This is a genomic window from Methanoregula sp. UBA64 (assembly GCF_002502735.1).
In the GTDB taxonomy this organism is placed as follows: domain Archaea; phylum Halobacteriota; class Methanomicrobia; order Methanomicrobiales; family Methanospirillaceae; genus Methanoregula.
This window is the reverse complement of sequence record NZ_DAQC01000001.1, coordinates 853827-868220: the sequence shown is the minus strand read 5'-3', so window position 1 is coordinate 868220 and position 14394 is coordinate 853827. Positions and strand designations below refer to the sequence as shown.

Below are 14394 nucleotides of genomic sequence, written 5' to 3'. Positions count from 1 at the left end.
CCTATAATCGGTTTATTTCAAAAAATACCTAAATAAAACAAAAATCGTGGAGTGGATTGGCACCATTTCCACTGGAACTTCCAGGGCCTGATCCGGCCCGGGAGTGTCTTACGTCGGAGAAACGATCTCAGGGGACCGTATGTCCGGCTACTCCCCTCTTTTCGTATAGGGGGCCTGCCTGGCATAGGGATTGGTGTACCCGTCCGGCTGCCACCATTCGATCTCGGACACGATCTCCTTGTACACCCGGAGCCGGCGCCAGTTCCGCTCGTGCTGCGTGCGGATCCAGATCTCTTTTGGGAACCAGTGCGGGAAGGGCAGTCCCCTCATTACACGCAGATCGTCGTGTAACAGGTCTTCGTAGCAATTTTCCGGATCGATCCGGTACCGGGTCTGCCGGACCCGGACAATACAGGCTGTCTCCGGTTTGAAGATGAAGAGGTCGTACCCAAGATCAGCTTGTGTGTTCTCCTGCCAGCGGTACCCCATCTGCTCTGCGAATTTTTTGGCTTCGCCAATCATCGCTACCGGCTTCTGCCCCCGGGTCATACGGGCCGGTTTGGAGGCAATGGGTTGAAGTGTTTGTGGTCGGGAGGCTGACGGTACGACAAAAGACCTATAAAAAAAATCCCGGCTCCGGCAGAAAAAAGTAAAAAAATACCTGGTCCTGTCAGGAATAATCTGCTTCGATTCGTTTATCTGAAGCAGCAGGGCCTGTCACCCGGTTGTTCGTTTTATTTTGTGACTGCCTCAGCAGATCCCCCGGTGCCGGAATTTTTAAAATCCGTCCGGTACATCCAGATGCCGGCAACAAGGATGATGGGAACACCTATGGGGATGACAAATCCCGAGGCTCCGTTAAGAAAAATACCGTACTGGACGATATCCGCTGCCAGGAAAAAAATTCCCCCGCAGATCGAACACAGCGCCCCGTATTTTATCCAGCATCCCGGTTTGTCTGTAAGTGCAAAGACGAGAATGAAAAATGTGAGGATCATCAGAGCTGATGCAACGAGGTTGCACTCCGCTGCAAGGGCGCTGCTCCCTTTCAGGATATTTTCCTGAAGGTACGTGAGATCTTTTGAAAAACCAATGAGACTGGATCCCATGTCGCTCTGCTGGTACCGGAACGTACTCCATTGCAGGCCGCGGGCGAGCCAGTCGCCGATTACATAGATATTGACCGGGATAAAAAACAGGGCCGACTGAACCAGCACGGGCAGGCGGGAATCATGCGCATAATCCATGGGGTAATTACTGTACCGGTCGGGATATGAGGGTATCGGATTTGCCGTGAATATCCGGGCATCGAGGCTGCTCCGTTAATTCTCCCCTTCGTGCGGTGAGTCCGGAAAGATACCGGTAAAAAAATAAAAAAGGTTAGAGTGTGTTATCGTAGATAACCTGGGTCGATCCGTCGGTGAAGGTTGCAACACCAATGATATGGGCCGTTCCCGGGCTGCCTGCGGAAATTGATCCAGAGTGTCCAACATCCAATGAGGCACCTGCGGGAGTTGCAGTCCATACAGGACTTGCTACTGCTCCGTTAACGGACCATGAAATATTTGTTAATGTGTTTGCATCCTGGCCGCCCTGGTAGGTAAGGGTAACTGCTGTGCTGTTCAGGCGCGATGCAGTTGCCGCAACGACCTTGGTCTTCTGGATGTTACCTGCCATGCCGAACACGAACGCAGCAATGACTGCTGCGAGGATAACGGTGATCGCGACCATCAGGATAACTCCGATGACCGGCGATACTGCTTCTTCATTCTTTTTGGTGAATGCCATTTTCAGAATCACTCCAACTACATATCCACGGTGGATATGACAATGTACAGTCAAACTATTCACTTACTTTAATATTTAAATCCTGCCATTCGATCTTTCGGGTATATGCGGGTAATCCCGGTGAATGTGGCCCTGTACAAATGGGCAGACACGGGGACCGACAGGGAATTTATCGTATATTATAGTAGCTTTTTAAAAAAATTCAAGAAAAACCCGCAAGATTCTCCTGTTGAACCGATGATCCCGGGTATTATGCGTACCGTGCAGGTACAGAGTTCAGAAAAAAACAAAAAAAGGAAAGATCACTTCGGCTTATAGTAGCCCCACTTTGCGAGAGCCTCTTTGAGCTCTTTTGCCTTTTTCGCTTTCTCGTCCAGCGTAATCCCGTCCTGCCATGCCTCGATCGCCTGCATCGTTGCCTTTGCCCCGGCCCGGGTCCCTTTCGGGTGGCCGTGGATTCCGCCCGAGACGAGCAGCACGAGGTCTGTCCCGTAGATATCGAGCACATCCGGCACGAGGCCCGGGTGGAGCCCTCCCGAGGAGACCGGGAACGCAGTTTTAATCGAACCCCAGTCCTGCGCAAGGCACTGGTGCGGGACTTCTGCGATCTTCTTTTCCCGCAGCAGGTCGGCAAGGAGGAGCGACTCGGTCTTTGTCCCGGTGAGTTTGCCCACCGCAGTTCCCGTATGGATCTGGGAGACCCCAATGAGACGCATGAGTTTTGCAAGGAAGTACATCGTCATCCCGTGCTTCTTGTTCCGGTCAAAGGCCGAGTGGAATGCACGGTGGGCATGGATCGCAAGGCCGAGATCCGAGCAGTAGTCCCGCATCGTCATCACGCCGGCGGTACCCGCCACCACGACATCGATCATCGCATAGTTCCAGCCATAGTCCGCGAGCATATCGGCCCGCTCTTTCATCGTGTCGATATCGGCAGAGATATTCAAAAACGCGGATTTCTTCTCGCCGGTCTCATTCTCCGCTTTGTCGCGGAGCTTTGTCATGAACTTCACCCGGTCCTCGAACCGGTTAAACGAGGTCGATGTCAGGTTCTCGTCGTCCTTGACAAAATCGAATCCGCCCATCCAGGTCTCGTACCCTACCTCCGCATGCTCCTTTGCGGAGAACCCGATCTTGGGTTTTGGCACTGCCCCGGTCAGCGGCCGGCCGCGGATCTTCATCATCTTCCGGATCCCGTCCATACCGAAATGCGGCCCCCTGAAACCCTTAAGGTATGCCGACGGGAGGGTTGCATCGATGAGGCGCAGGTTTTTGAGCGCCTTCATGCCGAAGATGTTTCCCGCGATCCCGCTCATCAGCTGCACGGCATTTCCTTCCTCCCAGAGTGCGAGCGGGTAGGCAACTTTTACAAAGTGCCCGTCGAAATCGAACGCTTTTGCCTCGAGTTTCTTCATACGGGGCGGGAGCGTGGCAAGCGTTGTCCAGGTTCCGGTCGAACTTTCGGATGCGATCCGGCCTGCGGCTTCCTTGTCCGAGATCCCTTCTGCCGGCTCAAAATAAAAGAGACAGACGAGATCGTCCTTTGCCGGTTCGTAATTCGTATCGACAAACTCGTTGTACCAGTCAATTGCCATAATTTAACGCCCCTTTTGACGAATTGCCGTCTGAACCAGATTCATCATCAAACAGATGTGACATAAATCACATTCTCTTTAAGGATATCAAATACTTTCTTTTGGGGCAGAATCAATAGATTACTTCGATTATTGAGATGTCGAGAGCCGAGCAGGTCACACGTTTCGCAAACCGGACAGTGGTTCAATCAACATCTTATCATCAACAGAGGGACTGTTCACGCGGTCAGATACCGGGTAAGCTTCCATATCCCCTACAGGGCGTGGCACGAGCATTTGATGTATCTCTTCAGCGGGTAACGGGTCGCGCGATATCCACCGAACCTCATCATCAGGTCGAAGGATAACCGGCATTCTGTCGTGGATAGATGCCATCAATGAGTTGGCCGCTGTTGTGATGATGGTGTAGGTTTGAAGGAGTGTCCCCGCCGGATTGTGCCAAATATCATAGAGACCTGCAAAGGCAAAGACCGGATCGTCCGTGAGATGAATGTAGAATGGGATCTTCCGTCTTCCATCAAGTTTCCACTCGTAGAACCCGCTCGCGGGCACGAGACAGCGTTTGGATCGCAAGAGGTCGCGGAACATCGGTTTTTCAGCGAGACTCCCCGCCCGGGCATTGATGGGACGATTTGAAGTCTTAATGTCCTTTGCCCAATGGGGAACGAGTCCCCACTGCATCAAGACTACCTCGGCCCGCTCATGAGCAACGATCACGGGATTGGTACTTCCTGGCGCAATGTTGAAGTGAGACCTGAACCCGATCGAAGGATCCATCACTCTGAACCGTCCGCAGAGGTTATCGATGCACAACAAGGAGTACCGACCGCACATACGGTTGATTCTAGTGGAAGGGCTAATCAAGTTTATGTGATAGCCGGGCAACCCGATTACTTATCCGCCCAACACCCAAACCGGAAGAAGTGACAGGATTGTAAGACCCCTTGTGGAGGGTAGACTCCTTATCTTCAGTGAGACTCCCATCAGATCGATTTTTTACGGGCGGCATCATAATTAATAATAAAAAATGTTGGACATTGAATTTACCAAAACGTGTAATTGTCCTGATAGCCATGTTAGTTGTGTCACAGCAAAAGATTGGCTTCGCGGCATGGTTACAATTAAGGAGTTTTATTACGAAGTACGGGATATCCGTGATAAATCAATTCATCCCGCAATGTTCCCAATCTCTCTGCCCGCTCACTTTATTCAGCTTTTAACACATCAAGGTGAATTAGTTCTCGATCCTTTTGTTGGAGCGGGGTCAACACTTGTCGCCGCACAAGATTTAGGAAGGAACGCTGTTGGGTTCGATCTTCAGCCTAAATATATTGATATTTGTAAAAACCGATTATCTCAATCACGCTTGGACTGCAAAACACAGCAATTACCAATAGTTGACGCCGCCGAAAGAATTTCCGAATATCTTCCTGAACACTCTGTTGCACTAAGCATCACTTCTCCACCATATCCTGATTTTCTCACGCACCCTAGAAAAAATAAAAGTATTCGAGGTGATCTTCGTGAGAATCAACATTATGACACGATTCAACAATATTCGGATGACCCGCGCGATTTAGGGCATATGTCCCACGTCAAATTCAAGAAAGAGATGACAAAAATCTACAAAGGAATATTCCCATTAATGAAGCCCAATTCTCATTGTATCGTTAATATCAACGATTTATGGAAAGAGAATAGACGATACGCGACTCATGTTGTAGTTATTGAAGCACTTCAAAACGCGGGTTTTGAATTTCGGAATACCTTCATTTGGGACAAACGAAATCTCGTCAATAAAGTAGGAATATTCGGATGGCCGAGCAACTATATCTCTTTGGGAACTACGATGGAGTTTCTCTTGGACTTTTGGAAACCCAAAGAATAAAAACTATGATGTAGTTAAACTGTACTTAAAGTGTATTATACTCTGATATCAGTTTATACGTATTTAGTACCTCATGGACGATGAACTCATTAAAGGGATCTCCGTTGTGAAATCATCCAAACATCGCCAAGAAATCCTCGAAATTATTAATAACGAAATACTCACGCCATCGGAAATCTCAAAAAAAAGCAATCTCCGTCTGAATCATGTCAGTATGTATCTTAATGACTTAAAGACCTTTAATCTCGTCGAATGTTTAAACGAAGACACTAGGAAAGGCCGATTATATTCAATCTCAACATTGGGCAAACGCGTTATCGTGATGATCAATACTGGTGTAAAAGATGAGTGAACCAATAAAATATATTGATACAAACTGGGATTTTCGAACAGATGATACCAAGATTAGCAATCACGGATTCCACACCTACCCTGCCATGATGATCCCTCAAATCGCGAGGCGGCTCATCGAGATGTACGGGAAAAATGCGAAGGTATTGTTTGATCCCTTCGTCGGATCTGGAACATCAATACTGGAGGCAAAACTACATGATAATTTTGAAATCGCATATGGGATTGACATCAATCCATTAGCCCGCCTTATCGCAAAAGTCAAAGCGACACCAATCCATCAGGCAATTCTGGTTGAAGAAACCGAAAATCTAATCCAAAAGTGTATTAGTGATAAAGAAGCCGCGAGTTTTGGTGGGTTTACTGTTGAAAAACCCACCTTTCGTAACATTGATTTTTGGTTTAAGGCCGACGTAATAATCGATTTAACCATCATTAAGAATAATATTGAAGGTATCTCCACTGAAAACAAGGAGCTTCAACAGGATATTATCGACTTCTGTAAGGTTGCTTTCTCTGAAGTTGTCCGTTTGTGTTCCAACACCCGAAATAGTGAGTTTAAGTTATATCGAATGTCTGAAAAATCGTTGAGTAAACATAATCCGAACACTATAAGCGAATTCTCAAAGAAGCTCCGGTCGAATGTCAAAAAATTTGAGGAGTTCAATCAGAAGGCCAAGAAGTGCAAGGTTGTCTTATTGAATGAAGATACAAGAGAGAGAACAAGTATTCCCGATCATTGCGTTGATATTATTGTATCATCGCCACCCTACGGGGATAGCCATACTACAGTTGCTTATGGTCAATTCTCCCGCCTCTCATTGGAGTTTCTAGGGTATGAGGAGAAATCAGTTCGGAGGCTTGACAAGGTTTCATTGGGTGGAATTCCCAGCAAGACGGCAATCCCCAACTTAGGATCGGAATCTCTTTCCGACACGATTACCACAATCAAGGAAAAAGATATCAAGAGAGTTCAAGAAGTTTTAAGTTTCTACGAGGATTTCAACCGGTGTGTCATTGAAATAGACCGTGTGATGAGGAAAGGCGGTTACATATGTTTTGTTGTAGGTAACCGAACCGTGAAGGGTATAAAGATACCCACCGATGAAATTATTGTCGAGTTGTTCCGATCACAGAATAAATACAAACATCATAAGACAATCATCAGGAACATCCCAAACAAGAGAATGCCCTCAAAAAATAGTCCAACTAACGTTGTCGGAAAGTTAGAATCGACAATGAATGAAGAATACATCGTTATCTTGGAAAAAATGAGTTAAATTTCAGTAATTAAAAATACATTCTGAATATCTGCTTTTTTTATTCTAAAACCCGATCCATGATCGTGAATCTTTCCAAAGTTTCTCCCGCTCTTATACGAACCGATCCGAATATCATATAGGATCAGACCTTGGTTCACTCCATCAATGAATTTCTCAAAAGACAATCCCGTTAATAGGACTGCATTGTTGTATTTGAACTCCTCATGCCCATTTACCACTCTTGACTCGGCGTTAATGTAAGCAATATTTTGGCATTTTTGTTCAACGATAAAACGGAGAGTAGCATAGTCGTAATATATGCGGTCTGGCAATACGGCCTCATCATTGAGATGTTTAAATCGTAAAAACAGTTTGTTTTCAGCGTTGTTGCATTCAAGTTTCAACCCGAACCTATCATAAACGGAATTAAATCTTGCTCCGGAGGCGGTCGTGTGTAATTTCTTAACACGCGGGTTTTCTTCGTCGGGAACACCATAAGTATCACGAAGATGAGTGTTTGCATTTCGTGGAAAATCGGGAGACTTGGTGAAAAGAGTGAGCATACTCATTGTATAATCGCGTTGAGATTTCAATTCTAAAAAGTTCATATAATCGACTAACTGGAAGTTATTCTCGTGAACCCCGATAAGATCCTCAAACGTCTTGCCTATCCCGGTATTATGGGCGCGATTTGATCTCACAAAACCCATGTCTTTAATCCGTTGGAAATCTTCGCGGAATGTAGTAATTATGTTATTATCTGATATCGGAGGAACCATATTTTTAGGTTCGAATCTTATTTCCAAATATTAATAATACAAAATAAGGATAATATTGTTACAAATTAGAGATAGTGTAACTACAGTGATTGAAATTGTTTTTAGAATGCCTTAAAACCGGTTAATGTACTTTCTTTCGTCCACAATCCCGATCATTCAAACCAATAAAAGATCTTTAATTCTCATATTACAATAAGCGATATAACAAAAAGAGAACCGGATTATAATTATAGTTGAATGTGGGGATTATGACATCGGAAATTACAATCAACTTTGAGTCGTATCTTGGACCCGGAGATAAATGGAATGTGAAGGAAGAAAATCACACAACTCACATAATAGGTTCACAAGAACACTACATCGGGATAAAAGGCACAAATAGCAGCGATAAACCGATTGTAATCTCCTCATGGGGATTTGAATTGCCAAACACCAATTATATCACTGAAGTTCCAGTTAATTTTCCCGGAGTTGTGAACTTTCCTATCACACTCGCACCGTACATGAGCGTTAGTCTGGCAATGTCTCGCGCCAAAATGGCCAAAGCCCTAAAAGAAGCCGGCATTCCTGATACCACGCCACTTGTTGGTTTTGTGAAAGAAAAGAATGGAACAACACACCGGAAGGTTGGAAATCCCTTCAATAAGTATTAATTTGCCCTATTTTTAACGCCCAGTTTGCTTAAGCAATTTTGATGTTTATCTAACCCTTTGGAAGTAACAATGGGAAGACTTTACCCCGGATGAGGTTATGATAATCTCATATATTATTTTGAGAGAGGAAACCCGTTGACATAGTAATAAAAACCTCCCGTTGCTATTTTCAATAGCCTTTCCATCAACTATTGATCTTCGCCGGTCCTCAACAATATCCTACCGATCCTCACGACAACATCCGTTTAAATCAGTGTTGATCTATATCTAAACGGGTTTGGGCATTTTTGCCTCATTTTTATCTCATCCGTCACTTTCACACTCTGCATGGTCTGATCTTTATGCCACTCAGTGCATCAGGGTTCCGGGCCTATGCAGATCGAACTCCGCAAGGGACTTACCCTCGTGCCCGGAACCTTCAATGCCGTGGTCGTGCCCGAGAAAATAATGGTCAATGCCCTCAATAGCAATGCGGATCTTCAGCGCTTCCTCTTCCTCTATGTGTCGGGCAACTACTCCCGGATACTCCCGGGTATTGCCCGTCAATCCTCGAACTTCGACACCCGCAGGGCATTCACTGCCCAACAACTCTTCACCACACTCCGAGAGTCGGGTCACACGGTTGTCTTCGTGGAACATGACCCCTCCCTCTTTGACGGCGCAATGAACATGATCGAACCGGTCGCCGACGCGCTTAGGGAGACCGGGCGCGAGTCGCTGGTCATCCTCTACACATCCATGCCCGATCGCACATTCTCAGCCCTTGCCCGCAAATCCAGTCACTATGTCGAGATCGTTGCCATCGAACCTGAGCGCCCCAAGGTGCAGACAACCAAGATTATGCGGCAGTATGGCATGCGGCCGGCCGGGCAACGGACATTGGAGGTGATATAATGGGCAGGACATTCCCCAGTGTCCGTCAGGGAGTCAATAGCACGGCAGACCGATGGGCCCGGTCAGCGCGGGCGCTCAAGAAGGAAGACCAGAAGTACGGCGAGCGGCTGGTGAGACTCGCCAAGACCCACTCAAGTGAAGCGTTCGTTGCGTGCAACGACCCTCTTGAGGCGACCATGTTCTCCGTCCTCATTGAGATCCTCAAGAGTCAGGACAAAACCGAGTCGCAGGAGTAGGATCGTGTGGATCTTTGACTCAGCATACCGAGATGATGGTATCGATCTTTGGACAAAAGACCGGGGGAACGTCTCTCGGGTACACCATGCGTACAACCCACCTTTTTACGTCCGTTTCCACGATCCTGCCCTTCATTATGAAATGATCTCGGCACTTGAGGAACGCTACGAGGCGAAAGAGTGCGCCATCCGCACGATTTTCGGGGAATTATCCGGATATGCGGTATATGGGGGTCGTGACATTGCCGAGGCTATCGAGCGGCAGGCACAATGCTGCGTTGACCTCTTTAATGTCGATGTCCGCCGCGATCAGCGTTTCATGGCCGAGCATTCCCTCTTTCCCTGCGTGGGGGAGGGCGACGACCGGTTCTCGCCGCAGATCTCCCACGATCTGACCGTGATGGAGGTTTCTATTCATGGGAACGCTGCGCTATTACCGGCACCTTCTGATATCACCGTCACATGCGAGCGCACTGACCGGTTAACCGGGCCGGCAAAGATCGTGCTCTCCGATCTCTTTGATCTCGTGGAGTCGTTCAACCCCGACGTCCTCCTCATGACAGACGCGGATGTATGGATGCCGAAGATACGGGCTCTCGCGCAGAAAGAGTGCCTTGAGATGAATATTTCACGAAATGGCAGGTATCGCAAAATGTCCTCCCGCTCGTACTGGAGTTACGGACGGATGGAACACAAGGAAGCGGCCCTCATCCCGGACGGACGCATACTGATCGACACGGAACAGTCCTTCGTTTATCGGGAGGGCGGACTCCCGGGTGTCCTCATGGCCTCGCGCCTGTCCGGTCTTCCGCCAAACCTTGCCTCGCGCCTCACCCCGGGGACGCTCATCAGCAGCTATGAGATTTACGAGGCAGTACGGCAGGGGATAGTCGTGCCCTTCCGCAAAAGCGACCCGGAACAGGTCAGAAAGATGTGGGAACTCATGGACGCCGACCGGGGCGGGATGATGTACCAACCCAATCCCGGCATCTATGAGAATGTCGAGGAGATCGATTATACCTCGATGTACCCCTCGATCATCGTGCAGTCGAACCTATCCCCGGAGACCGTGGGGCACCAGGAGCGCCAGGGTTTCCTCCCGACCGTCCTTAAACCCCTTCTTGACCTCCGTGTGACGACTAAACGGCTCAAGAAGACCGACCCTGCACTCACCGGGACTGACGCGATCCTCAAGTGGATGCTCGTGACCTGCTTCGGGTACACGGGATACCGAAATGCGAAGTTCGGGCGGATCGAAGTCCATGAGGGTATCACGGGCCGGTCGCGGGAGATCCTCATTCAGACCAAGGATATTGCCGAGTCACTGAACTTCCGAGTCCTTCATGGCATCGTAGACTGCCTGTGGGTGCAGGGGGCGCCGATCGAGGCACTCAAGGAGAAGGTGGAGAATGAGACCGGCCTCCTTCTTGAAGTCGAACACTTCGACTGGATCGTCTTTTTGCCTCTGAACGACGGCTTCGGCGCCTACAACCGGTATTACGGCAGGCAACCGGATGGCAGTATCAAGGTCCGGGGGATTGCCGCCCGCAGGCACGATACGCCTGAGTTCGTCAGGAACATGCAGCAGCAGATGCTTGAGGTCATGGCACGGGCAAAGACCCTGTCCGAAGTCTTTGCGTTAAAAGGTGAAGTGGAGAGCATCTTCAGGAAGACCGTAGAGACCCTCCCCACGGCCGACCCCCAACAGATGGTGATCAACCGCCGTATCAGTCGCCTCACATATGCCCATCGCTGTATTGAGGGGGCAGCAGTGCAGGCATACCGTGATCATAAGGTCGACATTGCACCCGGGATGAAGATCCAGTATGTGGTGACCGACGCAAAGCGATACCGGGTTGAACCTGCGTGGTGCGCCACGACCTTTGATACTGTCTACTACCGGGGACTGATTGACAAGGCACGAGAAGAGATCGTCTATGCTTTCGGCAGGGTATAGTTCACCAAGATCCTAACGATTAGTCTCACGAAGGGTGAGATGTACCCTTTTGGGAAATTCTGCGAAACTTCGACGACAATAAAGTGAAACCCTTAAATACAACAATTTCGTGACATGGGGCAGATCTCTTTAATCCTATGGCTGAATGGAGAAATATCGATTTTAATCAAATATCGGAAGAATTAAAGTCTAGAGAGCTGGTATTATCCAGAATGAAACGATTATTGCTCGTTATTTTTGTTTTCGCGGTTATTTTAGCCGCAGGTTGTACGTCTACCGAAGACAACGACAAGCAGTTGTTGACTGCGCAGAAAGGTATCATGCCGGGGTATAATGAATCGGTGATCGGGTGTAAGGAGGCAGCAGACGCATATGGCGCTGAGTTTGGCCCGCGCCTTACAAATGCAACGATCGACCGGAGTGCCAAATGCGTACAGCTGGAAATAGACAATGCTCAGTACGTAGTGAGCTTGGAAAACAACCTGACCCTTTCCTCAAAGATGGAACCGGCCCAGAAAGAGTTCATTGCGGGGAACCTGGCGCTTATCGAATCTAATAGAGCGATCCTCAAAAAAATGGACTATGAGCGTGTTAGAGACTGGAAAAATGCTGAAAGTGAGAGACTATACGCAATCAACATGTCTCAAGAGTCAAATCTTCGTTATGCAAAAGCCCGCCAGTTATACGCTGAAGTATACCCGACTCCGACGCCAACCCTGTCACCTGATCAGGAATGGCAGGTAAGGATCTCCTGCCCCTATTCATGGTCGGCAACTATCGACTATGGCAACTCAAAATCTGTTGATGGGATGGGTACGAAGACCATTAATCTGGGCCGGGGCGTCAGTACGCCTATTGTAGTAGTCGCTCAAAAAAACGTAAATGTCGGCGGTCAGGGTACCCTCAAGGTCGAGATCCTCCACTGGGGTCAAGTAGTCTCAACCGAGTCGACCGATGCCGGGTACGGGGAGGTCACAGTGACAACTTGATTAAAAGTTCCATTTTTCAAAGTTAGTGATGTTCTGGGTTCAAAATTAGTGATGATATTATAGTTCGGAGAAACAATGCCCAAGATGGGGAAATATTTTCATTTTGGAAAATTGTCCGTATTATCTCGTAATCTATCGAGTTTTCTCCGCTTAAGCACTTTATTTCCTAAGTCCTTTCCTCCGTCAGAAAATTTTATCTCGTATCTCTCGTCTTCTTCAAGTAAATGAGCGTGTATGAGGTCATTAAGCGCCGTGGTTAACTCAGCCTCGGAAATGGCACACTTTTCGCAGGTCATTGCAGACGATACGTCTACCCTACTCACACGTCCTTTATACTTCGTCTTTGCCCAAGACGAATAAGCGGCAAGGAAAACCCTGCTGGCTGTATTATCAATACCAAGCTTAAGTTTCAAGATCTCGATAATATCGTCCCATTGAAGAGAATGATTGATATTGTCAAGTTCCTGTAGTATCTCAGAACACCATGGTTCGCGTGACTTTGGTGGTTTTGATCGCGTCTTGTTTGGGGAATTGACTTTCTCTTTAAGAACTGCGATCTCTTGTTCCATGGACTGGATGTGATCCTGATTGTCCGGACAAATAATGATAGGTGGGACTTGAACGTGATAGTAGGTGTCTATTAATTTTCTGAAGACCTCAGGCGTTTCGTGAATTTTTGGCAATAAGCCCTCCAAATTCACTCTCATTTTTAAAGCGATCATATGTTGAGTGGAGTTGTAGAATAGGAACTCTACTCTCATTGTGTCGTCCCGCTCATAAATCTTCAAACCGGGGATGATATCATTCGGGGCAGTAATAAGGTATTGACCCAACTTCAGATAGTTTAGCGTTAGATTTGAGCGGATATCTTCAATAATGTCAGGATAGTCAATAACAACAGTAAGCTCTCCTGAGCAAAGATCTAACGGGCTTTTAAGGCGGGTTATGAGGGAATCTATATCTCCGTACTCATCAGCAAAGGTCTTTCTAACCCAGTCAATTATTTTACTCATGTCCCCGGGGTCATAGCTGTTAAATACGACAGAGTTCCGGAATAATTGGATCTTAAGTGGGAGGCTATTTACATGTATCACAGTTTGCCCTTTTTTGCACGTAACTTCCCATCCCACGCTGGACATTATTCTCCTTTTTAGCAAATCGCTGAATTTTTTGTCGGTCAGAACGAGCTGAATCTTGTCCAATTCGACATGGGAATATGATTGCGGACATGATGAGATGCCCTTCATCGGTAAATGCTCTGATCTCTCAATAGATTGAAGCGATTTCTGGGCATGACCATGCCCTTTTGCTTCTCTTTTCCGGATCCGGTACTCTTGCTTTGAGTTTTTGGGTATTTTGTGTCCGCAATGATGTCCGCTATTTTCAGGGATTTTCTTACCTGAAAAAGATCTGGGTTCCCCCGAAAAGGGGGACATATCCCCTAGATCACGACTGCTCTTTTTGAGCGGTTTTTCAGCATGCATAGTAGTATATGATGCTGAGGGGATGTCATGGGAAACCGACTCATTCACCCGGTAAATGATGTTGCGACCTGTTTTAGTCCGAATCACATTCAGATCTTTCAAATAACGGCGTATCTGGCGGTCACTATAGCCAAAAAGGTTGGAAAGTTGTTCTGTGGATGAGGGATGCTTCTGGAGGTAATTGAACACTTTCTCTTTAGGAGAAACGCTCCGCTCTTCACACAGTACGTCTTCAATCAAAATATTCGCCGTATCCTGTTTAATCCGCGATTTCCAGTTACATCAGCAAGTAATGGGGGTGGATGAGTGTATCACTGAGTCTTTTATGGGTGAATTATTGCTGTACCCCGTTCTGACGGTTTTTAAGTTCATCCTCTAAAGCAGCAGTCAGTGTAGCCGAAAGGCAAATCTTGTGTTTGTGGGCATTCTCTCGTAACGTAGCAGGAATTTGAACAGTCGTCTGCACATAGATCGTGCCATTTCTTTCAATTTTAGTCATTGATATATTGTATTGTATT

The 14394-nt window shown here is 47.3% G+C and carries 16 protein-coding genes; 8 read left to right on the top strand and 8 right to left on the bottom strand.

Going from position 1 to position 14394, the window contains the following annotated elements:
* Nucleotides 1–147: 147 nt before the first annotated feature.
* From BP758_RS04180 to BP758_RS04160, 5 genes are all read right to left on the bottom strand, one after another.
* A complete protein-coding gene (locus BP758_RS04180) occupies nt 148–549 on the bottom strand; it encodes a hypothetical protein (protein ID WP_292369000.1) in 402 nt (133 codons plus the stop codon).
* A gap of 185 nt (nt 550–734) precedes the next feature.
* Nucleotides 735–1247: a hypothetical protein gene (locus tag BP758_RS04175; RefSeq protein ID WP_292368999.1), complete on the bottom strand. Its 513-nt coding sequence runs from the start codon at nt 1245–1247 to the stop codon at nt 735–737.
* A gap of 133 nt (nt 1248–1380) precedes the next feature.
* Nucleotides 1381–1788, bottom strand: coding sequence for a type IV pilin N-terminal domain-containing protein (locus BP758_RS04170; RefSeq protein ID WP_292368996.1), 408 nt, complete (start codon nt 1786–1788; stop codon nt 1381–1383).
* 302 nt (nt 1789–2090) lie between these two features.
* A complete protein-coding gene (gene rbcL, locus BP758_RS04165) occupies nt 2091–3383 on the bottom strand; it encodes a type III ribulose-bisphosphate carboxylase (protein WP_292368994.1) in 1293 nt (430 codons plus the stop codon).
* A 156-nt stretch (nt 3384–3539) separates the two neighbouring features.
* On the bottom strand, nt 3540–4217 hold the full coding sequence (locus BP758_RS04160) for an SOS response-associated peptidase (protein WP_292368991.1): 678 nt from the start codon (nt 4215–4217) through the stop codon (nt 3540–3542).
* A 193-nt stretch (nt 4218–4410) separates the two neighbouring features.
* Between BP758_RS04160 and BP758_RS04155 the strand changes: the two genes are divergently transcribed.
* The 3 genes from BP758_RS04155 (at nt 4411) to BP758_RS04145 (ending at nt 6902) form a co-directional block, all read left to right on the top strand.
* A complete protein-coding gene (locus tag BP758_RS04155) occupies nt 4411–5271 on the top strand; it encodes a DNA methyltransferase (RefSeq protein ID WP_292368989.1) in 861 nt (286 codons plus the stop codon).
* Between the two features lie 73 nt (nt 5272–5344).
* Nucleotides 5345–5623 (top strand): winged helix-turn-helix domain-containing protein, encoded by a 279-nt coding sequence (locus BP758_RS04150; RefSeq protein ID WP_292368987.1) that lies wholly within the window; start codon nt 5345–5347, stop codon nt 5621–5623.
* Nucleotides 5616–6902, top strand: a complete 1287-nt coding sequence (locus BP758_RS04145) for a DNA methyltransferase (RefSeq protein ID WP_292368985.1) — start codon at nt 5616–5618, stop codon at nt 6900–6902. Before BP758_RS04150 ends, BP758_RS04145 begins: the two co-directional genes overlap by 8 nt.
* Here the strand turns inward: BP758_RS04145 and BP758_RS04140 are convergent.
* The gene (locus BP758_RS04140; protein WP_292368983.1) at nt 6899–7663 is read right to left on the bottom strand and encodes an MvaI/BcnI family restriction endonuclease; all 765 of its coding nucleotides are present in this window, start codon (nt 7661–7663) and stop codon (nt 6899–6901) included. The two genes, BP758_RS04145 and BP758_RS04140, sit on opposite strands and share 4 nt — an antisense overlap.
* A gap of 248 nt (nt 7664–7911) precedes the next feature.
* Here BP758_RS04140 and BP758_RS04135 point away from each other — a divergent pair, with 248 nt between their 5' ends.
* Nucleotides 7912–8316 (top strand): hypothetical protein, encoded by a 405-nt coding sequence (locus BP758_RS04135; protein WP_292368981.1) that lies wholly within the window; start codon nt 7912–7914, stop codon nt 8314–8316.
* Nucleotides 8317–8664: 348 nt separating this feature from the next.
* Here BP758_RS04135 and BP758_RS04130 read toward each other — a convergent pair whose 3' ends face one another.
* Nucleotides 8665–8955, bottom strand: coding sequence for a hypothetical protein (locus tag BP758_RS04130; RefSeq protein WP_292368979.1), 291 nt, complete (start codon nt 8953–8955; stop codon nt 8665–8667).
* Between BP758_RS04130 and BP758_RS04125 the strand changes: the two genes are divergently transcribed.
* From BP758_RS04125 to BP758_RS04110, 4 genes are all read left to right on the top strand, one after another.
* On the top strand, nt 8947–9210 hold the full coding sequence (locus BP758_RS04125) for a hypothetical protein (protein ID WP_292368977.1): 264 nt from the start codon (nt 8947–8949) through the stop codon (nt 9208–9210). The two genes, BP758_RS04130 and BP758_RS04125, sit on opposite strands and share 9 nt — an antisense overlap.
* Nucleotides 9210–9446: a hypothetical protein gene (locus tag BP758_RS04120; RefSeq protein ID WP_292368976.1), complete on the top strand. Its 237-nt coding sequence runs from the start codon at nt 9210–9212 to the stop codon at nt 9444–9446. The genes BP758_RS04125 and BP758_RS04120 overlap by 1 nt, the downstream gene beginning before the upstream one ends.
* Before the next feature lie 4 nt (nt 9447–9450).
* Nucleotides 9451–11403, top strand: coding sequence for a type B DNA-directed DNA polymerase (locus BP758_RS04115; protein WP_292368974.1), 1953 nt, complete (start codon nt 9451–9453; stop codon nt 11401–11403).
* Nucleotides 11404–11540: 137 nt separating this feature from the next.
* Nucleotides 11541–12392 carry a hypothetical protein gene (locus BP758_RS04110; RefSeq protein WP_292368972.1) on the top strand — a complete coding sequence of 284 codons (852 nt, stop codon included), beginning with the start codon at nt 11541–11543 and terminating at the stop codon, nt 12390–12392.
* Between the two features lie 98 nt (nt 12393–12490).
* Here the strand turns inward: BP758_RS04110 and BP758_RS04105 are convergent, their stop codons facing one another.
* Nucleotides 12491–14116, bottom strand: a complete 1626-nt coding sequence (locus BP758_RS04105; RefSeq protein ID WP_292368970.1) for a hypothetical protein — start codon at nt 14114–14116, stop codon at nt 12491–12493.
* Nucleotides 14117–14394 lie beyond the last annotated feature (278 nt).

Coding starts and splice junctions, on each gene's coding strand:
- BP758_RS04180 (WP_292369000.1), bottom strand. CDS start 549: ATGACCCGGGGGCAGAAGCCGGTAGCGATGATTGGCGAAGCCAAAAAA.
- BP758_RS04175 (WP_292368999.1), bottom strand. CDS start 1,247: ATGGATTATGCGCATGATTCCCGCCTGCCCGTGCTGGTTCAGTCGGCC.
- BP758_RS04170 (WP_292368996.1), bottom strand. CDS start 1,788: ATGGCATTCACCAAAAAGAATGAAGAAGCAGTATCGCCGGTCATCGGA.
- rbcL (WP_292368994.1), bottom strand. CDS start 3,383: ATGGCAATTGACTGGTACAACGAGTTTGTCGATACGAATTACGAACCG.
- BP758_RS04160 (WP_292368991.1), bottom strand. CDS start 4,217: ATGTGCGGTCGGTACTCCTTGTTGTGCATCGATAACCTCTGCGGACGG.
- BP758_RS04155 (WP_292368989.1), top strand. CDS start 4,411: ATGTTGGACATTGAATTTACCAAAACGTGTAATTGTCCTGATAGCCAT.
- BP758_RS04150 (WP_292368987.1), top strand. CDS start 5,345: ATGGACGATGAACTCATTAAAGGGATCTCCGTTGTGAAATCATCCAAA.
- BP758_RS04145 (WP_292368985.1), top strand. CDS start 5,616: ATGAGTGAACCAATAAAATATATTGATACAAACTGGGATTTTCGAACA.
- BP758_RS04140 (WP_292368983.1), bottom strand. CDS start 7,663: ATGGTTCCTCCGATATCAGATAATAACATAATTACTACATTCCGCGAA.
- BP758_RS04135 (WP_292368981.1), top strand. CDS start 7,912: ATGACATCGGAAATTACAATCAACTTTGAGTCGTATCTTGGACCCGGA.
- BP758_RS04130 (WP_292368979.1), bottom strand. CDS start 8,955: ATGTTCCACGAAGACAACCGTGTGACCCGACTCTCGGAGTGTGGTGAA.
- BP758_RS04120 (WP_292368976.1), top strand. CDS start 9,210: ATGGGCAGGACATTCCCCAGTGTCCGTCAGGGAGTCAATAGCACGGCA.
- BP758_RS04110 (WP_292368972.1), top strand. CDS start 11,541: ATGGCTGAATGGAGAAATATCGATTTTAATCAAATATCGGAAGAATTA.